This window comes from Streptomyces sp. NPDC052064 (assembly GCF_055585925.1).
Genome location: NZ_JBVJJE010000003.1, coordinates 589,909 through 610,970 on the forward strand (window position 1 = coordinate 589,909; position 21,062 = coordinate 610,970).

Below are 21,062 nucleotides of genomic sequence, written 5' to 3' on the forward strand. Positions count from 1 at the left end.
GCCCCCATGCCCGACGAACCAGCCGTACGAGAACTCCGTCTGGTCGTGACGGCGGACGACTACGACGCCGCGCTGCACTTCTACCGGGACGTGCTCGGTCTGGCCGAGCAGGGCGCGTTCGCCTCGGAGGACGGGCGGGTCACGATCCTCGACGCCGGGCGGGCCACCCTGGAGCTGACCGACCCGAACCACGCCGCCTTCATCGACGAGGTCGAGGTGGGGCGACGGGTGGCCGGGCACATCCGGGTCGCCTTCCAGGTGGACGACTCCGTCGCCACCACTGCGAAGCTGGCCGCCGCAGGAGCCGAGGTGGTCGCCGAGCCCACGCGCACCCCCTGGAACTCCCTGAACTCCCGGCTCGAAGCCCCGGGCGCCCTCCAGCTGACGCTCTTCACCGAGCTCGACGGCTGAGGGGCCCGCCCGGCCGCCCCTGCCGGGCGGGGGCCGGAGCCGGATAAAGTGCTCAGCGTGTGGACCGACAATCAGTGGGCGGAGCCGGATGCCGAGCGGGCCGGCGGTGCCCGGCGCCGGGCCACGATCCACGACGTCGCACGACTGGCCGGGGTGTCACGGCAGACGGTCTCCCGGGCGGTCAACGACAAGGGTGAGATCGACCCGGCCACCAAGGAGCGGGTCCTGGAGGCGGCCCGGCTCCTGGACTACCGGCCCAGCCGGTTCGCGCGCGGACTCGTCCAGAAGGGGGCGGTGACGGCGGGCCTGGTCATCCCGGACCTGCGCAACCCGTTCTTCCCCGAGGTGGCCGCCGGGGTGCTGGAGGCGGCCGAGCAGCGCGGCTGGCAGGTGGTCGTGTGGGACTCCCGTATCGACGAGGCCAGGGAGCGGCAGGCGCTCGACGTGCTCTCCCACCAGGCTGACGCGGTCGTGGGCTACTTCAAGGACCCGGACGACGTCCTCACCCGGCACCTCGGAGGCGTGCCGCTGGTGCTGCTGGAGCGCGGCCCGCAGCAGACCCGGTTCGCGGCCGTGGGCATCGACGCCGCCACCGGAGTCGAGCAGGGCATGAACCACCTGTTCCGCGCGGGGCACCGCAGGATCGGCATGCTGGACGGCGTGCACGGCCCCGGCCCCCGCAGGCTGGCCTTCCTGGAGCAGGTGCGGCGCCTCGGACTGCCGGTCGACGAGGACTGGGTCGTGGTGTGCCCGGAGCACAGCGTGGCCGGCGGCGAGGCCGGCATGGAACAACTCCTGGCGGCGAGGCCCGAGATCACCGCGGTCTTCGGCTTCAACGACCTGATAGCGATCGGGGCGATGCGCACCGCCCGCCGCCACGGCCGGAGTGTCCCGGACGATCTGGCGGTGCTGGGCTTCGACGGGCTCTCCCTGGGCGAGCTGGTGGACCCCGCCCTGACCACCCTGCACATCGACAAACGGCAGCTGGGACGGCTGGCCGTGGAGCAGGTGGCCCGGCTGCGCGAGGGTGAGGAGCCGCTGCGGGGCGCGGACGCGTGGGTGGTGCCCGAGCTGGTGGTCCGCGCCTCCGCCTGACCTGCCTGGGCGTATGCCCGGCAGACCGTTCCGCGCAGGTCCCTTGACACCGGTTTTCGGGCGCCCCGATACTCGACGGCAACGCTCACGTGAACGTTCACGAGCACCCGGAAACCCCCACCGCGAGACCGTCGGCCCCGGCCACCACGCCCCGCCGACATCGTTGTCTTCACTTCCTCATCAGGGAAGCCTCCCCCCATCCCGTGAAAAACGGGCCCGCGGCAGCGCTGTGCCCTGCCACGGCACGCCCGGAAAGCGAGTGCGCCCCCATGGAACACCGAACGATGTCCCGCAGACGCTTTCTGGGGGCCTCCCTGGGCGGTGCGGGGGCGGGCCTGCTCGGACTGACCGGATGCGGGTCCGTGAAGGGATCGGCCTCCGCCGGAACCGACCACCTCAGCCTCTGGTACTGGAAGGCCTCGCTCAGCGACAAGCTGCTCGCCACCGCCAGGCGGGGCGTGCCGGGGATGCCCGGACTGAAGGTGCGGAGTTCGCAGATACCCGACGGCGACATCGACTCCAAGGTGCGCACCAGCCTCGCCGCGCGCGCCTACGTGCCGGACGTGACGGTCGTGAACAACGACAACCTCGCCACGTTCTTCCCCGACGAGAACGAGTTCCTCGACCTGCGGGAGCTCGGCGCGGAGTCAGTCCGCGACCAGTACCTCGAGTGGAAGTGGAAGGCCTGCTTCACCCCGACGGGCAGGATGATCGGCTTCCCTCTGGACGCCGGCCCCACCGCGCTCTACTACCGGAGGGACCTCTTCCGGGAGGCCGGACTGGCCCACGAACCGGAGGACGTCGCCGAGGAGATCCCCTCCTGGGAGAAGTTCATCGCCGCCGGGCGGGCCCTGCGGGCGAAGGGGCCCGGCAAGCCGTACCTGGTGAGCAACATCGGCAACGTCTTCCAGCAGGTCCTGCTCCAGAGCCCCAGGCAGTTCGTGGACGCCGACAACCGCTTCATCGGCTGCCAGGAGCACATCCGGCGGGCCTGGGACCTGTCCGTGGACATCCTCCGCCAGGGACTCAGCGCCAGGATCACGGACGGCACACCCGACTTCAACGCGGCCATGAGCGGAGGCCGGATCGCCACGATGACCACGGCGGTGTGGGCCATCAACGGCCTGAAGGACACCGCGCCGAAGACCTCCGGGTCCTGGCGGCTGACCACCATGCCGGACGGTCCCGCCAACTACGGCGGCTCGTACATGACTCTGACCCGCTACTGCCGGGACCCCGAGGCGGGCTTCGCCTTCCTGAAGTGGCTGCTCAGCCCGGCGAACCAGCTCGAGAGCTACCAGGAGATTTCCCTGTTCCCCACCACTCCGGCAGCCTACGCGGAGCCGGCGATGCACAAGCCCGACCCCTTCTTCGGCGGCCAGCAGCCCATCGACGTCTTCGGCCCGGCCGCCGAAAAGGCCCCGGTCGTCTACTTCAGCCCCTACGAGGAGTCCGCCAACACCCCGTTCTTCCAGGAGCTGACCAATGTGGAAATGCTCGGCAAGAACCCCGACAGGGCCTGGCGGGACGCCGTGAACACCGCCGAGACCACGCTGTCCCGGGTGGGGGTGAGCTGACATGGCGACAGTTCTCGACCCGGCCGGCGTGCCGGCGGCGAGCGAGAAGCAGCCGGCCGGCCGTACGAAAGCCACCACCCCGGGCGGACGCAGGCGTCACCTCCCGCCGCTGCTCGCGATCTCCCCGTTCTACGTGCTGTTCGCCGTCTTCGGCGCCTTCCCGATCGTCTTCTCCGTCTACCTGTCCTTCCAGGACTGGGACGGCATCGGCGACATGCGCTACGTCGGGCTCAAGCAGTACGGCTGGCTGCTCCAGGACTCGGTGTTCTGGCACTCGGTGCTCAACACCTTCGAGATCTGGTTCCTGTCCACGGTGCCGATGCTGTTCCTGGCTCTGGTGCTGGCGTTCCTGCTGCACTCGCAGGTCCGCTTCGCCGGTGCCTACCGGGTGGCGTACTTCGTCCCCAACGTCACCTCGATGGTCGCCATGACCGTCGTCTTCGGCTCGGTCTTCGCCCAGGCGGGACTCGCCAACTCGGTGCTGCGGGCGATCGGGCTGGACGGGGTCGGCTGGCTGTCCTCGGAGTGGGGCATCAAGTCGTCCGTCTCCATCATGATCATCTGGCGGTGGGTCGGCTACAACGCGCTGATCTTCCTGGCGGGCCTCCAGGCCATCCCCACCGAGCACTTCGAGGCCGCCCGCGTCGACGGCGCGAACAGCCGGCAGACCCTCTTCCGGGTCGTACTGCCGCAACTGCGCCCGGTGGTGCTCTTCGCCGCCGTCACCTCCACGATCAACGGCCTTCAGATCTTCACCGAGTCCCAGGTGCTCTTCCAGTCGACCGACGTCGGAACCACGGGCGGGCCGGGCCAGGAAGGGATGACCATCGTGCTCTATCTGTGGCAGAAGGCCTTCAAGGAGCACCAGTTCGGCTACGGAGCCGCCATGGGCTGGGTCCTCTTCGCGATCATCGCTGTCTTCACCGTCATCAACTGGCGCCTGGTCGCCGGCTCGGACGACGACCGCCGGCCCGGCATCGCCGGTCTGCTGCGCCGCAAGGGGGCTCGCCGTGGCCGCTGAACAGAGGTCGACCGGGAGCGCGGGTTTGGCCATCGGCTCCGGCAGCAGGCTCAGCCGCACTTGCGTCCGGGCGGTGCTGCTGCTCGGTGTGCTGGTCTCGCTGTTCCCCTTCTACTGGCTGGTGGTGCTGGCCTCCGGCACCACGCAGGACATCTACCGCTACCCGCCCAAGCTGGTGCCGGGGTCGCATCTGCTGGACAACATGGGGCGGGTGCTCGACACCGTCGACTTCTTCGGCTCGCTGTTCAACACCGTCGTCGTCGCCGTGCTCGGGACCGTGCTGGTGCTGTTCTTCGACTCGCTGGCCGCGTTCGCCTTCGCCAAGTACGAGTTCCCGGCGAAGAAGTTCCTCTTCGGCATGCTGCTGGTGACGTACATGATCCCCGCGCAGCTCTCCCTGGTGCCGCAGTTCGTGACCATGGCCGAGTTCGGCTGGGCCGGCTCCCTGAAGGCGCTGATCATTCCCGGCGCGGCGAACGCCTTCGGCATCTTCTGGATGCGCCAGTACGCGCAGAACTCGCTGCCGGACGAGCTGCTGGACGCCGGGCGGATCGACGGGGCCGGTTTCTTCCGCCTCTACTGGACGGTCGTCCTGCCGCTGTTCCGGCCGGCTCTCGCCTTCCTCGGCATCTTCACGTTCATCGGCCTCTGGAACGACTACATCTGGCCCCTGGTCGTCATGATCGACCCCGACAAGGTCACCCTCCAGGTCGCCCTGGCCAACCTCAACATCCTCTACAACACCGACTACTCGCTGGTGATGGCCGGTGCCCTGATGAGTGTCATCCCACTGATCGTCGTGTTCCTGATCGGGGCGCGGCACTTCCTGCGGGACCTGGCGGCGGGGGCGATGAAGATGTGAGGCGGGCGGGTGTGCGGACCTCGGCTCGCCGGCCGTTCTCGATAAGGTGCGGAGAGGGTCCCCGGTTCGTAATCCCCCCGGTTCGTGAGGAGTGGCTGCATGGCGCAGGTCAGGCCCATGCGGGCGGATGCTCGGCGTAACTACGAGCGGTTGCTGAAGGTGGCCGTGGAGGCCTTCGCCGAGCACGGGGAGGGCGCGTCGCTCGACGACATCGCCAAGCGGGCCGGGGTCGGCTCGGGCACGCTGTACCGGCATTTCCCGACCCGGCACGCGCTGCTGGAGGCGGCGTACCTCGACCGCATCGAGGCGATCGCAGCCCGGGCCGACGCGCTCGCGGCCGAGCTGCCGCCGGGCGAGGCGTTGGTGGAATGGCTGTACGAACTGGGCGCCGGGATGTTGCAGGTGCGCGGCCTGCGGGCCCTGCTGGGCCAGGCGGTCACGCGGAGCGGCTCGACCGTGGCCACGGCCTGCGGTGACTCGGTGAAGAGCGCGGCGGGGCGGCTGGTCCGGGCAGCGCAGGAGGAAGGCACGCTCCGGCGGGACGTCGAGCCGATCGACGTACTGCGACTGGCTCACGGCATGGTGACGGCGGCGGAGTCGGCGGATGGGGAGGACGGGCACATCCGCCGCTATCTGACGTTGCTGACGGAGGGGCTGGGGGCCGGGCGTCGCTGACCCGCTGGGCGGACGCCGGACGCCCCCTGAACAGGGGGCGTCCTATGAGGCCGGCGGTGCGTGCGTTACAGGGTCTGGGCCGCAGGCTTCACCATTCCCCTGACCGTGCGGGACTTCACGAAGTCGCCGATCGCCGTCATCTCCCACTCGCCGGAGAACTGGCGGATCAGCTTGGCCATCATCACGCCGGTCTGCGGCTCGGCGCTGGTGAGGTCGAAACGGACCAGTTCCTCGCCGGTCGTGGCGTCCAGGAGGCGGCAGTAGGCCTTGGCGACCTCCGTGAACTTCTGGCCGGAGAAGGAGTTGACCGTGAAGACCAGGCCGGTCACCTCCTGCGGGAGGCGGCCGAGGTCGACCACGATCACCTCGTCGTCACCACCGCCCTCACCCGTGAGGTTGTCGCCGGAGTGCTTGATCGCGCCGCCGACGATGGACAGCTTGCCGAAGTAGCAGCTGTCGATGTGGTTGCGCTGCGGGCCGTAGGCGATGACCGAGGCGTCCAGGTCGATGTCCTTGCCCCGGTACGCCGGCTCCCAGCCGAGGCCCATCTTGACCTGGGAGAGCAGGGGGCGGCCGCCCTTGACCAGGGAGACGGTCTGGTTCTTCTGGAGGCTGACGCGGCCCTTGTCGAGGTTGATCTTCCCGGCTCCGGGGGCGGGCGGCGGGGGCGTGGCCGGAGCCGGGGGAGCCGCGGGCGTGGTGACGGGCGGGGCCGGGGGAGCCACCGGCGGCTGCGCCGGGGCCTGAGGCGGCGTCACCGGCCGGGCCGGGGCTGCCGCGGCCGGCTCCTCCACCGTGACACCGAAGTCCGTGGCGATGCCCGCGAGGCCGTTGGCGTATCCCTGGCCGACGGCCCGGGCCTTCCACTGGCCGTTGCGCAGATAGATCTCCACGATCACCAGGGCCGTCTCGTCACCGAGCTGCGGGGGCGTGAACGAGGCCAGGACGGAGCCGTCGTCCGCGTTGCGGATCGTGGCCGTCGGTTCGATGCCCCGGAAGGTCTGGCCCGCGGCGTCCGGGCTCGCCGTGACGACGATCTTCTCGATGCCGGGCGGCACGGCCGCCGTGTCGACCACGATCGCGTCGGGCGCGGTGCCGCCGCCCGAGCGGTACGTCACGCCCGGGCCCGACGGCTGGTTGTAGAAGATGAAGTCGTCGTCGGAGCGCACCTTGCCGTCGGCGGTGAGCAGCAGGCCCGATACGTCGAGCCGCACCGGTGCGGCGACGTCCACCGTCACGCGGGCGGCGGACAGGGGGATGTTCGAGCCGGGGGTCATAGCTGTCATGCCCCGTGAACGAGCGAGGTGGTTTTGCCGTTCCCTTACCCTGGGGCCAATCGGGTCAGCGGCGGTTGCGGGGGTGATCGCGGGCGGTGCGTTCGTTGCCCCGCTTGTAGTTGCCGGTCCAGCGGGCCATGACGAGCTGGGGATCGGAGGTCTCGACCTCGGCGATGAACTGCTCGGCCCGGGTGCCGTTCAGCGTGGTGGCGGGGCGGCCGTGGTGGGTGATGCGGACGGTTCCGCCCGCGTGCCGCTCGTAAGTGAATCCGTGGGGTCGTGGCATGCCGCGAGCGTACGGGGGCGGGTGCAGGCGCCCCAGCGAATTTCGCCTGCCCCGCCCGCGGCGGTCCGTCGCCCTACGGCACGACCACGATCTTGCGGCCGACCCCTGACGCGAACTGCTCCAGCGCCTGCGGGTACCGCTCCAGCGGGATGCGGTCGCTGATGAAAATGCCGGGGTCGAGGACGCCGTTCGCGAACAGCTCGGCCGCGCGCTCGAAGCTGTGCAGCACCGCCATCGAGCCGGTGATGGTTATCTCCTGGTTGTAGATGCGGTACGGGTCGATCATCACGCGCGTCGCGTAGTCGGCCACACCGAACTGCAGGAACGTGCCGGCCTTCGCCACCCGGTCCAGGCCGTCCTGGATCGCCGCCGCGTTGCCCGTGGCGTCGACGACCAGGTCCCAGCCCTGCGGGCGGTCGAGTTCGTCCGGGTTGGCGGCCGACGCCGAGACGCCGAGGCGGCGGGCCGTCTCCAGGCGGGCCGGGTTCACGTCGACGACGTCCACGCTCGCCGCGCCCGTGCGCTTGGCCAGTTCCAGCATCATCAGGCCCATCGTGCCGGAGCCGTAGATCAGGACGTGAGCACCGAGGCGGGACTGGAGCACGTCGTAGCCGCGTACCGCGCAGGAGAGGGGCTCCACCAGGGCCGCGTCCTCCGTGCGGACGTGCTCGGGCAGTGTCACGCAGTTCGCCACGGGGGCGACCGCGTACTTCGCCGCGCCTCCGGCAGTCGTGACGCCGATCGCCGCCCAGCGTTCGCAGAGGTTGTTGTGGCCCGTACGGCAGTAGCGGCACTCGTAGCAGTACAGGGACGGGTCGACCGCGACCCGGCCGCCCACCGACACCTCGGTGACCTGGGTGCCGACCCCGACCACCTCGCCGGCGAACTCGTGCCCGGGCACGATCGGCAGCTTGGGGGCGAACTCGCCCTGGAGGATGTGCAGGTCCGTGCCGCACAGCCCGCAGGCCGCGACCTCGACGACGACCTCGCGCGGCCCTGGCGTCGGGTCCGGGACCTCGGCGACGACGGCCTTGCCCACGGACTCGATGACGGCGGCCTTCATTTGACGGCTCCCAACGACAGGCCCTGGACCAGCTTGTCCTGGGCGGCGAACCCCGCGGCGAGCACCGGCAGGGAGATGACGAGCGACGCGGCGCAGACCTTCGCCAGGAACAGGCCCTGGCTGGTGATGAAGCCGGTCAGGAAGACGGGGGCGGTCTCGGCGACCACGCCGGTCAGCACCCGTGCGAAGAGCAGTTCGTTCCAGCTGAAGATGAAGCAGATCAGGGCGGTCGCCGCGATGCCGGGCAGGGCGATCGGGGCCACCACGCGCGCGAGGACCGTCGGCAGCCGAGCCCCGTCCACCCGGGCCGCCTCGATCACCGCGACAGGGATCTCGGCGAGGAACGACTGCATCATCCACACCGCGATCGGCAGGTTCATGGAGGTGTAGAGGATGACCAGCAGCCAGATGTTGTCGAGCATCCCCGCGTTCTTGGCGAAGAGGTAGATCGGGAGCAGGCCCGCGACCGCGGGCAGCATCTTCGTGGAGAGGAAGAAGAACAGGACGTCCGTCCACTTGCGGACGCGGTTGATCGACAGCGCGTACGCCGCCGGGAAGGCCAGCAGCAGGACCAGCAGGGTCGAGGCGACGGACGCGACCGTGGAGTTGATCAGCGCCGGCCAGGGGCTCGCGCCGCCGCCCGCGCCGAAGAACTCGCGGTAGCCGTCCAGGGTCAGGGCTGCCGCGAAGGACGGCGGGTTGGTCGCCGCGTCCTGCTCGGAGTGGAGGGACGTCAGCGCCATCCACGCGATGGGCAGGAAGAACGCGATGCCGAGCAGCCAGGCCAGCAGGCCGAGGCCCGCACCTTTGCCACGGACACGGCGGACACGCAGGGCGGTCGTGCTCATGCGCCGGACACCTCCTCGCGGAACAGGGACGACACCACGCGCAGGGCGAAGGTCGCGATGACGATCGAGCCGATGACCACCAGGACGCCCGCGGCCGACGCGAGGCCGTTCTCGTGGGCCTGGTAGAAGCTCTGGTAGACGGTGTAGGGGAGGTTGGCGGTGCCCAGGCCGCCGGACGTGATCGTGAAGACCGCGTCGAAGTTCTGGACGATGTAGATCGAGCCCAGCAGGGCGCCCAGTTCGAGGTAGCGGCGCAGGTGCGGGAGTGTCAGGTGGACGAAGATCTGCCAGTCGCTCGCGCCGTCGACGCGGGCCGCCTCGATCTGCTGGTGGTCACGGCTCTGCAGGCCGGCCAGCAGGATGAGCATCATGAACGGCGTCCACTGCCAGACGAGCGACGCTTCGACCGCGAGCAGCGGGGTGTTCGAGATCCAGTCGGGCTGTGGGCCGCCCACATAGTGCAACAACCCATTGAACAAGCCGTATTCGGGGTTGTAGAGCACATGCTTCCAGAGCAGGGCCGCCGCGACCGGTACCACCAGGAAGGGTGCGATCAGCAGTGTCCGCACGATGCCCCGGCCGCGGAACTTCCGGTCCAACAGCAGCGCCAGGACGAGTCCCAGGACCAGGCTGGCCAGGACCACCGCCACCGTCAGCAGGACGGTCGTCCACACCGACTGGCGCAGGTCCGCGTCGGTGAGGACCTCCTGGTAGTTGTCGAGGCCCGTGAAGTGCCGGGCGTCGGGATAGAGGGAGTTCCAGTCGAAGAAGGAGATCACCAGCGTCGCCACGAAGGGCAGCTGGGTGACGACGATCATGAAGATCAGGGCGGGGAGCAGCGGGGCGCGGGTGGCCCAGGCGCGCAGGCGGGCGGAGGGCCGGCGGACCGGGGTACGCGTCTCGGGAGCGGCCACGGGGGCCGTTGTCATGGCGGTCATCGTCCCTCGTACTCCTCGGAGATCTTCTCGGCGAGCGCCTGCGACTTCTTCAGGGCCGACTCGACGGACTGGCGTCCGGCGATGGCGGCGCTGATCTCCTGCGAGACCTTGGTGCCGAGGTCGGTGAACTCGGGGATGCCGACGAACTGGATGCCGGGCGCGGGCCGCGGCTGCACGCCGGGATCGTTCGGCCGGGCCCCCTCGATGGCCTCCTTGGTCATCTCCTGGAAGGCGGCGGCCTCCTTGCGGTAGTCGGGGTTGGCGTAGGTCGACGCCCGCTTGCCGGCCGGGACGTTCGACCAGCCGACCTGGTCGCCGACCAGTTCCTCGTAGCCCTTGCCGGACGCCCAGGAGACGAACTTCCAGGCGTCGTCGGAGTTGCGGGAGGCCTTCTGGATGCCCCAGGCCCAGGTGTAGAGCCAGCCGGAGGACCCGGTCTTCTCGACGGGTGCGGGGGCGTAGCCGACCTTGCCCTTGACGGGGGAGTTCGCCGCCTCCAGGGATCCGGCCGCGGAGGTGGCGTCGTACCACATGGCGACCTTGCTCTGGGTCATGTTGTTCAGGCACTCGGCGAAGCCGGCCTGGGCGGCGCCGGACTCGCCGTGCTCGCGGACCAGGTCGACATAGAACTTCGTCGCCTTCTCGAAGGCGGGGGAGTCGAGCCGCGCCTTCCAGTTCTTGTCGAACCAGGTGCCGCCGAAGGTGTTCACGACGGTGGTCAGGGGGGCCATCACCTCGCCCCAGCCGGGCAGGCCGCGCAGGCAGATGCCCTTCATGCCCGGTTCCGCGCCGTCCGCCTTCGCCGCGAGGTCCGCCACCTGCTGCCAGGTGGGGCGCGCGGGCATCGTCAGGCCCTTCTTCTCGAACACGTCCTTGCGGTACATCAGGAACGACGACTCGCCGTAGAAGGGCTGGCCGTAGAGCTTGCCGTCGTCCCCGGTGAGGGACTGGCGCATCGGCTTCAGGATGTCCTGCTCGTCGTAGGCCGGGTCCTCGGCCACATAGCCGTTCATCTCGTGCAGCCAGCCGTTGCGGGCGTAGATCGGTATCTCGTAGTTGGACAGCGTGGCGACGTCGTACTGGCCGGCCTGGTTGGCGAAGTCCTGGCTGATCTTGTCGCGGACGTCGTTCTCGGGCAGGACGGTGAAGTTGACCTTGATGCCGGTCTCTTCGGTGAAGTGGGCGCGGGTGAGCTTCTGGAGCTCGACCATCTGGGGGTTGTTGACCATCAGGACGTTGATGGCGTCGCCGCCGGATCCGGCCCCGCCCGCCCCGACCCAGCAGCCGGAGAGCAGCGGGGCGAGCAGCGTCCCTGCGGCGGCCATGGCGAGCGTGGCTCGCGGTGGCCGTCGTCGGCTCTGGGTTCGCATGGATCGCTCCTGAATTATGGGGAGATAAGGGGCATGGCAGGACGTGGCTTAGCCCTGCGGGGACGGGGGCCGGTGGGTCAGACCCGGATGACCTGCGGCCCGAGCAGTGAGTAGCGGTGGGCCTCGGCCGCCGGCAGCAGCGTGCTCGTCACGATCGTCTCCAGCGCGCCGACCTCGGCGAACCGGCAGAAGCTGACCGCTCCGAACTTGGTGTGCACGCCCGCGAACACCGTGCGGCGGGCGGCCCGGATCGCCTGTGTCTTGACCTCGCTGACGGCCGGGTCGGGGGTGGTGAGGCCGTGTTCGCGGGAGATGCCGTTGGCGCCGATGTACGCCAGGTCGACGACGAAACCGGCCAGCATCTTCGTCGTCCAGTGGTCGACGGTGGCGAGGGTGCCGGAGCGGACCCGGCCGCCGAGCAGCAGGACGGAGACGGTGTCGGTCCCGGCGAGCGCGCCGGCGACCGGCAGGGACGCGGTGACCACGGTCAGCTGCCGGTCCCGGGGGAGTGCCTCGGCGATGAGCTGGGGGGTGAAGCCCTCGTCGACGAAGACGGTCTCCGCGTCGCCGAGCAGTTCGGCGGCGGCGGTCGCGATACGGCGCTTCTCGGGGACGTGGCTGGTGGCGCGGAAGGCGAGCGTGGTCTCGAAGCCGGCGCTCTCCACCGGGTAGGCGCCGCCATGGGTGCGGCGGAGCAGGCCGTGGTCCTCCAGGATGCGCAGGTCCCGCCGGACGGTCTCCTTGGCCACGCCCAGTTCGGCGGCGAGGGCGGTGACGTCGACGGAGCCGGCACGCCGCGCGGCCAGCACGATCTCACGCTGACGTTCTTCCGCCGTCCTCGTGCTCATGCCGCCACCTGCCTTCCGCTTCTGCTGCCCGTTCGGGCCCGGTGGGACCCGTGGGGGAATTTCTACAGCGGGGATGCGGCACTGACCAGGTCTGTTGCGGGTTCGATACTGCCCGTTTGTGCCCGTTCGACGCGGGGTGTGTCCGTCGCGGACCTGCGTCGGCGGCGATCGGCGCGTGAGAGCGGGCAGCGATGGTGCCCGAATGCGGGGGCGGGCGGGCCCGTTCGGTGCCCGCCCGCCCTCTCGCGACGACTCTTTCCGGTCAGTAGGGCCAGATCGGCGGGTCCGTCACGAAGTGGCCGCCGAGGTAGGCGTGCGCCTCGTTCTCCGGGTCCAGATCGCCCTGCTCGGCGATGAGCTTCTCGGCCCACGGCTCGGAGTCGTCCTGCGGCTCGTAGCCGAGCGCCCGGGCGGTGGTGAGGTCCCACCACAGCCGCGTGTTCGCGGAGGAGCCGTGGACGACGGTGTGGCCGACGTGCTCGGCGGTCAGGGCCGCGTGGAAGAGGCGGGCGCCGTCGGCGGGGCTCATCCACACCGAGAGCATGCGCACGCTGGTCGGCTCGGGGAAGCAGGAGCCGATCCGCACCGAGACCGTCTCCAGACCGTGCTTGTCCCAGTAGAACTGTGCGAGGTCCTCGCCGAAGCACTTGGACAGGCCGTAGAAGGTGTCCGGGCGGCGGGGGGTGTCGACCGGGATCAGCGGGTCGTCGCCCTGGGGGCGCGGGGTGTAGCCGACGGCGTGGTTGGAGGAGGCGAAGACGATCCGGCCGACGCCCTCCTCGCGGGCGGCCTCGTACAGGTGGTAGGTGCCCTCGATGTTCGCCGTGAGGATCTTCTCGAAGGGGGCTTCCAGGGAGATGCCTGCGAGGTGGATGATCGCGTCGACGCCGCGGACCGCCTCGCGCACGGCGTCCTGGTCGGAGAGGTCGGCGGTGATCGCGTCCGGCGCGCCTTCGATCGGGCGCATGTCGAGCAGGCGCAGCTCGTAACCGTAGTCCGGGAGCAGGCTCCGCATCAGGGTGCCGAGGCCGCCGGCGGCGCCGGTGAGCAGGACGGTGCGGGGAGCGGGCATCCTCGGTCTCCTTGAATTTCCCCGTACACATGAGTGCACGGCATTCATATTCGTGGACACGCTAAGGATCTGGAGCGGGGCCCGTCAAGTATGCCGCGGATGGAGTGAATCCGCTGGTGCGTCGCGGGTTCGCGCGCTTGACCGGCGCCGAGGCGGCGCCTTAGCGTGGAGGCGTTCAGAAATATAGACGGCAATCATGAATATGGAACCGGGAGAGCTTGTGACGTCAGCCCCTCTCGCCGCTCGACTCAACATCCCCAGCGGACCGCTGTTCTTCCCGGTCACCGCCTATGGCCCCGACGGCTCCGTGGACCTCGACACCTACCGCGCGCACGTGCGCCGCGGGGTCGAGACCGGAGCGGCCGCCGTGTTCGCCTGCTGCGGCACCGGCGAGTTCCACGCGCTGACGCCCGAGGAGTTCGAGGCGTGCGTACGGGTCGCCGTCGAGGCGACCGAGGGACGGGTGCCGGTCGTCGCGGGCGCCGGGTACGGCACCGCGCTCGCCGTGCGCTACGCCCGCCTCGCCGAGGCGGCCGGGGCGGACGGGCTGCTCGCCATGCCGCCGTACCTCGTCGTCGCCGGGCAGGAAGGGCTGCTGCGGCACTACCGGGAGGTCGCCGCCGCGACCTCCCTGCCCGTCGTCGTCTACCAGCGCGACAACGCGGTCTTCACCCCGGAGACCGTCGTCGAACTCGCCCGCACGGACGGGATCATCGGCCTCAAGGACGGGCTCGGCGACCTCGACCTCATGCAGCGCATCGTCAGCGCCGTCCGCTCCGAGGTCCCCGGCGACTTCCTGTACTTCAACGGCCTGCCGACCGCCGAACAGACCCAGCTCGCCTACCGCGCCCTCGGCGTCACGCTCTACTCGTCCGCCGTGTTCTGCTTCGCGCCCGAGATCGCCCTCGCCTTCCACCAGGCCCTCCGCAGCGGCGACGAGGGCACCGTGGAGAAGCTGCTGGACGGCTTCTACCGCCCCTTCGTCGAACTGCGCGCCCAGGGCCGAGGCTACGCCGTCGCCCTCGTCAAGGCCGGCGTACGGCTGCGCGGACTGGACGTGGGGGAGGTACGGCCCCCGCTGCACGAGCCGACCGAGGATCATGTCAAGCAGCTCGCCGAAGTGATCGAGCGCGGCTACGCGCTGCTTGAGGAGGCCAAATGAAGGCATCGGCATTCGTCTACCCCTGGGACGTCAACGGGGACCCGGAGGCGCCCGCGCGGGTCGCCGCGCTCGGCGTGCAGCAGGTGACGCTCGCCGCCGCCTACCACTCCACGCGCGCGCTCACGCCCCGCCATCCGCGCCACCGCGTCGTCACCGCCGAGCACGCCGCCGTGCTGTACCCGGCGGACGACCGCTGGGACGGGCGGGAGCTGCGCCCCTACGCGGCCGGTGACTGGGCCCCCGGGGACGCCTTCGGCGAGGCCGCCACGGCGCTCGCGGCCGCCGGCCTGGAGGTGCACACCTGGGTCGTCCTCGCGCACAACTCCCGCCTGGGCGCCGAGCACCCGGACACCTCGGTCGTCAACGCCTACGGCGACCGCTACCCCTGGGCGCCGTGCATCGCGCAGCCCGCCACGCGCGCGTACCTGACCGACCTGGCCGCCGAGGCGGCCGTACGGCCCGGGGCGCGCGGTACGGAGCTGGAGTCCCTCGGCTGGTACGGCCTGCAGCATCTGCACGCCCATGACAAGACCGGCGGCGTCGGCCTCGGGGACGCCGGGCAGTACCTGATGGCGCTGTGCTTCTGCCCGGCCTGCCGGGAGGGCTACGGCCGGCACGGCCTGGACGCCGATGACCTGGCCGCCGCCGTACGGACCGCGCTGGAGCCGGTGTGGCAGGGGGTGACGCCCTCCGACGGAGGCTGGACGGGCGTCGAGAAGCTCCTCGGCGAGACGCTCGCGAACACCACGCGCGCGTACCGTGACGCAACGGCCCGCACGCTCCAGGAGGCGGCCGTCGCGGCGGTCCGGGCGGCCGCCCCCGACGGTTTCCAGGTGCTGCTGCACGCGGACCCGGTGTCGTACCACGTCGGCGCCAATCCCGGGGTCGACCCGGCGCACATCCTGTCCGTCGCGGACGGGGTGGTCGTGCCGTGCGCGGGCGGCACCGGCACGCTGACGCCGTTCGCGCGGCAGGGCCGGGAAGGCGCCGTCATCGCCGCCAACTTCACCGTCGTCTCCGGGATGGGCGGCAGCCCCGGCACTCTCGCGTCCGACGCGGCCGAGGCCCGGCGGCTCGGCGCCACCGAACTGCGGCTGTATCACGCCGGGTTGGCATCCGACGGCGACCTGGAGACGGTCCGCTCCGTCCTCGCCGGGCTCTGAAGCAGCGCCGCGGCCGTCATCAGCAGGGCCACGCCCAGGGCCACCAGCACCAGCCGGTGGCCGACCAGCTCGACCAGGGCCGCGCCGGCGGCCAGCCCGACCACGTTCGGCGTGTACACCAGCGTGTTGGCCGTGGCCGTGACCCGGCCCAGCAGCGGGCCCGGCGTCTCGCGCTGCACGGCGGTCAGCGTGGCGATCAGCACCGCGGGCAGTCCCGCGCCGATCGCCGCGCTGCACGCCAGCGCCGCCGGCTCCGACGGCACCGCCCGCAGGGCCACCGCGGCGCCCAGCAGGGCGATGCCGTACACCGCGAAGCGCCGCTCGCCCAGGCGGCGCAGGGCGGTGCCGGAGAGCAGTCCGGCCATGACCGACCCGGCGCCCTGCACGGCGTACAGCACACCGGCGTAGGCGGGGGAGCGCCCGAGGTCGTCGACGACGGCGTAGACCATCGCCCCGTTCAGGCCGGCGCACAGCAGGGTGGCGCCGCCCGCCAGGACCAGGGGGCGCAGCACGGCGTGCGCCCACAGGTGGCGGGCGCCCGCGGCCGTCCGCTTCCGGCGGCTGCCGGTGGGCGGCCCTGGCTTCTCCTCCCGCACTCGCAGCGCCGCGTACAGCCCCGTGGCCAGCACGAACGTCGCCGCGTCCAGGAGCGCGACGCCCGCACCGCCGTACGCCGCGTAGATGCCCGCGCCCGCCAGCGGGGCCAGCAGTTTCATGCCCTCGGTCGCCGTCATACGCAGGCCGTTGAAGTCGCCCAGCAGGGACGGGTCGACGGCGGTCGCGACGAGCGCCGACTCGGCCGCGTCGTGGACGACGCCCGCCGCGCCGTACACGAACAACACCCCGTACAGCAGCCACAGATCGCCCGGGGAGTCGACGGCCAGGAGGGTGAGCAGGAGGGCGCCCAGCAGCAGGTTCGTGCCGATCAGCAGCGGTTTGCGGCGGCCCCGGTCGGCGAGGGTGCCCAACAGGGGGCCGGCCAGGGCCGGCAGCCACATGGCGAGCATGCACAGCGCCGCCAGGCCGTCCGAGCCGGTGAGGTCCTTGACCCACACGCCGGATGCCAGCCACAGGGCCGAGGTACCGAATCCGGAGAGCACCACTCCGGAGAGACAGAGCCCCGTGTTGCGGTCGCGCAGGACGCGCACTACGGGCCAGGGCGTTCTGGTCGTCATGCCTGGTCATCGTGGTTCTAAGGTCCGCGAGCGGGGATCGGGCAAGTGCCGTAGAAAACGGTCGGCCGGGCGATGAGTCCCGCGGTCGCCGTCGGTCTACCTCCCAGGAAACGAAACCAGGAGGAACTGCGGATGACCGACAACACCCCGACCCTCGACCTCGGCCCGCAGACGGCGGTCCTGGCCTGCCTGGCCGAAGGCGTCACCGACGAGCACCTGGCGGCCCCGACGCCCTGCCCGGAGTACGCGGTGCGCAACCTGCTGGGCCACCTGGTCGGGCTGACCGTCGCCTTCCGTGACGCCGGCCGCAAGGACCTGGGCGCCACGACCGACACCAGCCCGGACTCCGCGCTCCCGGACATCGGGCCCGGCTGGCGCGAGGAGCTGCCCAAGGTCCTCGCCGAACTGGCCGAGGTCTGGCGCGACCCGGCCGCCTGGACCGGCATGACCCGGGCCGGGGGCGTCGACCTGCCCGGCGAGATCGCGGGGCTCGTCGCCACCGACGAGCTGGTGATCCACGGCTGGGACCTGGCCCGCGCGACCGGCCAGCCGTACACCCCCGACTCGGCCGCGCTCCAGGTCTGCCATGACTTCCTCGCCGCGTCGGTCGACGACGCCAGCCGGGGCGAGATCTTCGGCCCCGTCGTCCCCGTCCGGCCGGACGCGCCCCTGCTGGACCGGGCGGTGGGGCTGAGCGGGCGGGATCCGGGGTGGACGCCCAGGTCGTAGAAAGCGATTGCTACTTCCTTTGTCAGAAGCATTGACGAAATAACCGCGCCCTCCTACCGTCATCGCGTCGTACTTCGTACGTCATATATGAGACGCGATACGCGAGATCCGATACGCGATCCCCAGGGACGCGAGATCCGAGAGGCGCGCATGACCTCTGTGCCCACGCCGATCCCCTCCCGCACGCAGTACGTGCTGGAGGGGATCAAACACCGCATCCTCACCGGGCAGTTGACGCCGGGCCAGGCGCTGGTCGAGACCGAGCTCGCCGCGCAGTTCGGGGTGTCGAAGACCCCGGTGCGCGAGGCGCTCAAGACCCTCGCCGGGACCGGGCTGGTCGTGATGAGCCAGTACAAGGGCGTCACGGTGCGCATGGTGGACGCGGACATGGCGCGCGAGGTCTACGACGTCCGGTTGCTGCTGGAACCCGAGGCGCTGCGGCGTGCCGTGCAGCGCGGCGCTTCCCTGGACGTCGCCCGGTCTGCGCTGACCAGAGCCGACGCCGCCACCGACACCGCCGAACGCTCCCTCGCCAACCGGGAGTTCCACCGCGCCCTGTACCTGCCGTGCGGCAACCCGCTGCTCGGCCGGATGCTCGACGAGGTCCGCGACCAGGCCGCGCTGGTCTCCGCCGTCGCGTGGGCCGCCTCGCCCTCCTGGGAGCGGGAGGCCGGCGAACACCGGGAGATCCTGCGGCTCGCCCTCGACGGCGACGCCGACGGCGCGGCGCGTGCCCTCCATGCCCACATCGCGTCGTTCGTGCAGCGCGCTTTCCCCCAGGCAGCACTGGAACAGGAAGGTCAGGAATGAGCAGCGTGGCGTTCGAGACCCAGCGGGCGGCCCTGGCCGACGTGGTGGCGATCCCGGTGACGCCGTTCGCCGAGGACGGCTCCGTCGAGCAGGACACCTACCGGGCCCTGTTGCGCCGTCTGCTCGACGGCGGCATCGCGACCCTCACCCCGAACGGCAACACCGGCGAGTTCTACGCCCTGACCCCCGAAGAGCGCCGTCTCGTCACGGAGTTGACGATCGACGAGGCCGGGGAGCGGGCCGTCGTCCTGGTCGGCGTCGGGCACGACATCCCGACCGCCGTCGCCTCCGCCCGGCACGCCCGTGACCTCGGCGCCCAGATGGTGATGGTCCACCAGCCCGTCCACCCCTACGTCTCCCAGGCCGGCTGGGTCGACTACCACCGCGCCGTCGCCGAGGCCGTGCCCGAGCTGGGCGTCGTGCCCTACATCCGCAACCCGCAGCTCACCGGTGCCCGCCTCGCCGAACTCGCCGACGCCTGCCCGAACGTCATCGGTGTGAAGTACGCCGTCCCGGACGCGGCCAAGTTCGCGGCGTTCGCCCGGGACGCCGGGCTGGAACGGTTCGTGTGGGTGGCCGGCCTCGCCGAGCCCTACGCGCCCTCCTACTTCTCCGCGGGCGCCACCGGCTTCACCTCCGGGCTCGTCAACGTCGCCCCGGCCGTCTCCCTGAACATGATCGAGGCGCTGCGCTCCGGCGACTACCCGGCTGCCATGAAGGTCTGGGAGCAGATCCGCCGCTTCGAGGAACTGCGCGCCGCGAACGGCTCCGCCAACAACGTCACCGTCGTCAAGGAGGCCCTCGCCGCCCTCGGGTTGTGCCGCCGTGAGGTCCGCCCGCCGAGCAGGCCGCTGCCCGAGAGCGAGCGGGCCGAGGTCGCCGCCATCGCCGCCGGGTGGTCGATATGACCGCACCGAAGAAGCGTCCGGAGGACCTGCGCAGCCACCAGTGGTACGGCACCGAAGGGCTGCGTACCTTCAGCCACCGCGCCCGTACCCGCCAGCTCGGCTACCTGCCCGAGGAGCACCTCGGCAAGCCCGTCATCGCGATCCTCAACACCTGGTCGGACATCAACCCCTGCCACGTGCACCTCAGGGACCGCGCCCAGGCGGTCAAGCGCGGTGTCTGGCAGGCGGGCGGTTTCCCGCTGGAGTTCCCGGTCTCGACCCTGAGTGAGACCTTCCAGAAGCCGACCCCCATGCTCTACCGCAACATGCTCGCCATGGAGACGGAGGAGCTGCTGCGGTCGTACCCGGTCGACGGGGCCGTCCTGATGGGCGGCTGTGACAAGTCCACGCCCGCCCTGCTCATGGGAGCGGCGAGCGCGGACCTGCCGGCGGTGTTCGTGCCGGCCGGGCCCATGCTGCCGGGCCACTGGCGCAACGAGGTGCTCGGTTCCGGCACCGACATGTGGAAGTACTGGGACGACAAGCGGGCCGGCGTGATCGGCGACTGCGAGATGCAGGAGCTGGAGAGCGGCCTCGCCCGCTCGCCCGGCCACTGCATGACGATGGGCACGGCCTCCACCCTGACCGCCGCCGCCGAGGCACTCGGCGTGACCGTTCCGGGCGCCTCCAGCATCCCGGCCGTCGACTCCGGGCACGACCGGATGGCCGCCAAGGCGGGTATGACGATCGTCGAACTGGTCCACAGGGACCGGAAGCTGAGCGACATCCTCACCGCCGAGGCCTTCCGGGACGCCGTGACGACCGTGCTCGGCCTCGGCGGCTCCACCAACGCCGTGATCCACCTGATCGCCATGGCCGGCCGCGCGGGCGTCCGGCTCACCCTCGACGACTTCGACCGCATCGCCCGCACGGTCCCGGTGCTGGCGAACGTACGGCCCGGCGGACAGACGTACCTGATGGAGGACTTCCACTTCGCGGGCGGTCTGCCCGGGTTCCTCTCCCGGATCACGGACCTGCTCCACCTGGACCGGCCGACCGTCTCGTACGACACGCTGCGGGAGCAGCTCGCAGGCGCGCAGGTGCACAACGACGACGTCATCCGGACCCGGGACAACCCGGTCGCCGCCGAGGGCGGGGTCGCCGTGCTGCGCGGCAACCTCTGCCCGAACGGCGCCGTCATCAAGCACATCTCCGCCGAGCGGCACCTGCTCAAGCACACGGGTCCCGCCGTCGTCTTCGACGACTACAAGACCATGCAGCGCACCATCAACGACCCGTCGCTCGGCATCACCCCCGACCACGTGCTCGTGCTGCGCAACGCCGGTCCCAAGGGCGGCCCGGGCATGCCCGAGTACGGGATGCTGCCCCTGCCCGACTACCTGCTCAAGCAGGGCGTCCGGGACATGGTCCGCATCTCCGACGCCCGGATGAGCGGCACGAGTTACGGCGCCTGTGTGCTGCACGTCGCGCCCGAGTCGTACGTGGGCGGACCGCTCGCCCTCGTCCGCACCGGCGACTCCATCACTCTCGACGTCGAGGCGCGCACCCTCCATCTCCATGTGGACGACGAGGAGCTTCAGCGGCGCAGGGCGGACTGGACGCCGCCGCCCACCCGGTACGAGCGCGGCTACGGCGCGCTCTACAACGAGCAGATCACGCAGGCCGACACCGGCTGCGACTTCGAGTTCCTGGCCCGCTCGGGCAAGGTGCAGGACCCGTACGCGGGCTGAACCACCGCACCACCCATGCACCGCAGCACCACCCCATGCACC

At 70.9% G+C, this 21,062-nt stretch carries 21 protein-coding genes; 12 read left to right on the top strand and 9 right to left on the bottom strand.

The features are described from left to right. Positions 1–6 precede the first annotated feature (6 nt). The 6 genes from ACZ6TU_RS10550 to ACZ6TU_RS10575 all read left to right on the top strand — a co-directional run bounded on the left by ACZ6TU_RS10550 (position 7) and on the right by ACZ6TU_RS10575 (position 5,641). Positions 7–411 (top strand): VOC family protein, encoded by a 405-nt coding sequence (locus ACZ6TU_RS10550; protein WP_467673816.1) that lies wholly within the window; start codon positions 7–9, stop codon positions 409–411. 57 nt (positions 412–468) lie between these two features. After that, on the top strand, positions 469–1,506 hold the full coding sequence (locus ACZ6TU_RS10555) for a LacI family DNA-binding transcriptional regulator (RefSeq protein WP_467673814.1): 1,038 nt from the start codon (positions 469–471) through the stop codon (positions 1,504–1,506). A gap of 284 nt (positions 1,507–1,790) precedes the next feature. Beyond that, positions 1,791–3,083: an ABC transporter substrate-binding protein gene (locus tag ACZ6TU_RS10560; RefSeq protein WP_467673812.1), complete on the top strand. Its 1,293-nt coding sequence runs from the start codon at positions 1,791–1,793 to the stop codon at positions 3,081–3,083. 1 nt (position 3,084) lies between these two features. Next, positions 3,085–4,104, top strand: coding sequence for a carbohydrate ABC transporter permease (locus ACZ6TU_RS10565; protein WP_467673810.1), 1,020 nt, complete (start codon positions 3,085–3,087; stop codon positions 4,102–4,104). Continuing rightward, positions 4,094–4,966: a carbohydrate ABC transporter permease gene (locus ACZ6TU_RS10570; protein ID WP_467673808.1), complete on the top strand. Its 873-nt coding sequence runs from the start codon at positions 4,094–4,096 to the stop codon at positions 4,964–4,966. Before ACZ6TU_RS10565 ends, ACZ6TU_RS10570 begins: the two co-directional genes overlap by 11 nt. Before the next feature lie 99 nt (positions 4,967–5,065). Then, entirely contained in the window at positions 5,066–5,641 is a 576-nt protein-coding gene (locus ACZ6TU_RS10575) for a TetR/AcrR family transcriptional regulator (protein WP_467673806.1), read from the top strand. 65 nt (positions 5,642–5,706) lie between these two features. Here ACZ6TU_RS10575 and ACZ6TU_RS10580 read toward each other — a convergent pair whose 3' ends face one another. The 8 genes from ACZ6TU_RS10580 to ACZ6TU_RS10615 form a co-directional block, all read right to left on the bottom strand. Continuing rightward, the gene (locus ACZ6TU_RS10580; protein ID WP_467674412.1) at positions 5,707–6,918 is read right to left on the bottom strand and encodes a TerD family protein; all 1,212 of its coding nucleotides are present in this window, start codon (positions 6,916–6,918) and stop codon (positions 5,707–5,709) included. A 64-nt stretch (positions 6,919–6,982) separates the two neighbouring features. Beyond that, positions 6,983–7,204, bottom strand: a complete 222-nt coding sequence (locus tag ACZ6TU_RS10585; RefSeq protein ID WP_467673804.1) for a hypothetical protein — start codon at positions 7,202–7,204, stop codon at positions 6,983–6,985. Between the two features lie 73 nt (positions 7,205–7,277). Continuing rightward, the gene (locus ACZ6TU_RS10590) at positions 7,278–8,267 is read right to left on the bottom strand and encodes a zinc-dependent alcohol dehydrogenase family protein (RefSeq protein WP_469547754.1); all 990 of its coding nucleotides are present in this window, start codon (positions 8,265–8,267) and stop codon (positions 7,278–7,280) included. Beyond that, positions 8,264–9,115: a carbohydrate ABC transporter permease gene (locus ACZ6TU_RS10595; RefSeq protein WP_467673801.1), complete on the bottom strand. Its 852-nt coding sequence runs from the start codon at positions 9,113–9,115 to the stop codon at positions 8,264–8,266. The genes ACZ6TU_RS10590 and ACZ6TU_RS10595 overlap by 4 nt, the downstream gene beginning before the upstream one ends. Continuing rightward, positions 9,112–10,053: a carbohydrate ABC transporter permease gene (locus tag ACZ6TU_RS10600; protein WP_467673799.1), complete on the bottom strand. Its 942-nt coding sequence runs from the start codon at positions 10,051–10,053 to the stop codon at positions 9,112–9,114. Before ACZ6TU_RS10600 ends, ACZ6TU_RS10595 begins: the two co-directional genes overlap by 4 nt. After that, a complete protein-coding gene (locus tag ACZ6TU_RS10605) occupies positions 10,050–11,423 on the bottom strand; it encodes an ABC transporter substrate-binding protein (RefSeq protein WP_467673797.1) in 1,374 nt (457 codons plus the stop codon). The genes ACZ6TU_RS10600 and ACZ6TU_RS10605 overlap by 4 nt, the downstream gene beginning before the upstream one ends. A gap of 77 nt (positions 11,424–11,500) precedes the next feature. Next, positions 11,501–12,271 (bottom strand): DeoR/GlpR family DNA-binding transcription regulator, encoded by a 771-nt coding sequence (locus ACZ6TU_RS10610; RefSeq protein ID WP_467673795.1) that lies wholly within the window; start codon positions 12,269–12,271, stop codon positions 11,501–11,503. A 262-nt stretch (positions 12,272–12,533) separates the two neighbouring features. After that, complete coding sequence (locus ACZ6TU_RS10615; RefSeq protein ID WP_467673793.1) at positions 12,534–13,343, bottom strand: NAD-dependent epimerase/dehydratase family protein; 810 nt, start codon at positions 13,341–13,343, stop codon at positions 12,534–12,536. A 220-nt stretch (positions 13,344–13,563) separates the two neighbouring features. Between ACZ6TU_RS10615 and ACZ6TU_RS10620 the strand changes: the two genes are divergently transcribed. Then, complete coding sequence (locus ACZ6TU_RS10620; protein ID WP_467673791.1) at positions 13,564–14,505, top strand: 5-dehydro-4-deoxyglucarate dehydratase; 942 nt, start codon at positions 13,564–13,566, stop codon at positions 14,503–14,505. Continuing rightward, positions 14,502–15,668 carry a hypothetical protein gene (locus ACZ6TU_RS10625; RefSeq protein ID WP_467673789.1) on the top strand — a complete coding sequence of 389 codons (1,167 nt, stop codon included), beginning with the start codon at positions 14,502–14,504 and terminating at the stop codon, positions 15,666–15,668. The genes ACZ6TU_RS10620 and ACZ6TU_RS10625 overlap by 4 nt, the downstream gene beginning before the upstream one ends. On the opposite strand, the gene ACZ6TU_RS10630 is transcribed toward ACZ6TU_RS10625, so the two are convergent. Further along, on the bottom strand, positions 15,605–16,843 hold the full coding sequence (locus ACZ6TU_RS10630; RefSeq protein ID WP_467673787.1) for an MFS transporter: 1,239 nt from the start codon (positions 16,841–16,843) through the stop codon (positions 15,605–15,607). The genes ACZ6TU_RS10625 and ACZ6TU_RS10630 overlap by 64 nt on opposite strands. Before the next feature lie 132 nt (positions 16,844–16,975). On the opposite strand from ACZ6TU_RS10630, the gene ACZ6TU_RS10635 reads away from it, so the two are divergent. The 4 genes from ACZ6TU_RS10635 (at position 16,976) to araD (ending at position 21,020) form a co-directional block, all read left to right on the top strand. After that, entirely contained in the window at positions 16,976–17,572 is a 597-nt protein-coding gene (locus tag ACZ6TU_RS10635) for a TIGR03086 family metal-binding protein (RefSeq protein ID WP_467673785.1), read from the top strand. A gap of 150 nt (positions 17,573–17,722) precedes the next feature. Continuing rightward, positions 17,723–18,382 carry a GntR family transcriptional regulator gene (locus tag ACZ6TU_RS10640; RefSeq protein ID WP_467673783.1) on the top strand — a complete coding sequence of 220 codons (660 nt, stop codon included), beginning with the start codon at positions 17,723–17,725 and terminating at the stop codon, positions 18,380–18,382. Next, positions 18,379–19,290, top strand: a complete 912-nt coding sequence (locus ACZ6TU_RS10645; RefSeq protein WP_467673781.1) for a dihydrodipicolinate synthase family protein — start codon at positions 18,379–18,381, stop codon at positions 19,288–19,290. The genes ACZ6TU_RS10640 and ACZ6TU_RS10645 overlap by 4 nt, the downstream gene beginning before the upstream one ends. Next, a complete protein-coding gene (gene araD / locus ACZ6TU_RS10650; protein WP_467673779.1) occupies positions 19,287–21,020 on the top strand; it encodes an L-arabinonate dehydratase in 1,734 nt (577 codons plus the stop codon). The genes ACZ6TU_RS10645 and araD overlap by 4 nt, the downstream gene beginning before the upstream one ends. The last annotated feature ends 42 nt before the right edge of the window (positions 21,021–21,062 follow it).

Bases quoted from the DNA above. Each gene is read 5' to 3' on its own strand.
- ACZ6TU_RS10625 (WP_467673789.1), top strand. From the start codon at position 14,502: ATGAAGGCATCGGCATTCGTCTACCCCTGGGACGTCAACGGGGACCCG.
- araD (WP_467673779.1), top strand. From the start codon at position 19,287: ATGACCGCACCGAAGAAGCGTCCGGAGGACCTGCGCAGCCACCAGTGG.
- ACZ6TU_RS10575 (WP_467673806.1), top strand. From the start codon at position 5,066: ATGGCGCAGGTCAGGCCCATGCGGGCGGATGCTCGGCGTAACTACGAG.
- ACZ6TU_RS10550 (WP_467673816.1), top strand. From the start codon at position 7: ATGCCCGACGAACCAGCCGTACGAGAACTCCGTCTGGTCGTGACGGCG.
- ACZ6TU_RS10560 (WP_467673812.1), top strand. From the start codon at position 1,791: ATGTCCCGCAGACGCTTTCTGGGGGCCTCCCTGGGCGGTGCGGGGGCG.
- ACZ6TU_RS10565 (WP_467673810.1), top strand. From the start codon at position 3,085: ATGGCGACAGTTCTCGACCCGGCCGGCGTGCCGGCGGCGAGCGAGAAG.
- ACZ6TU_RS10615 (WP_467673793.1), bottom strand. From the start codon at position 13,343: ATGCCCGCTCCCCGCACCGTCCTGCTCACCGGCGCCGCCGGCGGCCTC.
- ACZ6TU_RS10610 (WP_467673795.1), bottom strand. From the start codon at position 12,271: ATGAGCACGAGGACGGCGGAAGAACGTCAGCGTGAGATCGTGCTGGCC.
- ACZ6TU_RS10630 (WP_467673787.1), bottom strand. From the start codon at position 16,843: ATGACGACCAGAACGCCCTGGCCCGTAGTGCGCGTCCTGCGCGACCGC.
- ACZ6TU_RS10580 (WP_467674412.1), bottom strand. From the start codon at position 6,918: ATGACCCCCGGCTCGAACATCCCCCTGTCCGCCGCCCGCGTGACGGTG.
- ACZ6TU_RS10600 (WP_467673799.1), bottom strand. From the start codon at position 10,053: ATGACCGCCATGACAACGGCCCCCGTGGCCGCTCCCGAGACGCGTACC.
- ACZ6TU_RS10590 (WP_469547754.1), bottom strand. From the start codon at position 8,267: ATGAAGGCCGCCGTCATCGAGTCCGTGGGCAAGGCCGTCGTCGCCGAG.
- ACZ6TU_RS10645 (WP_467673781.1), top strand. From the start codon at position 18,379: ATGAGCAGCGTGGCGTTCGAGACCCAGCGGGCGGCCCTGGCCGACGTG.
- ACZ6TU_RS10640 (WP_467673783.1), top strand. From the start codon at position 17,723: ATGACCTCTGTGCCCACGCCGATCCCCTCCCGCACGCAGTACGTGCTG.
- ACZ6TU_RS10585 (WP_467673804.1), bottom strand. From the start codon at position 7,204: ATGCCACGACCCCACGGATTCACTTACGAGCGGCACGCGGGCGGAACC.
- ACZ6TU_RS10605 (WP_467673797.1), bottom strand. From the start codon at position 11,423: ATGCGAACCCAGAGCCGACGACGGCCACCGCGAGCCACGCTCGCCATG.
- ACZ6TU_RS10635 (WP_467673785.1), top strand. From the start codon at position 16,976: ATGACCGACAACACCCCGACCCTCGACCTCGGCCCGCAGACGGCGGTC.
- ACZ6TU_RS10595 (WP_467673801.1), bottom strand. From the start codon at position 9,115: ATGAGCACGACCGCCCTGCGTGTCCGCCGTGTCCGTGGCAAAGGTGCG.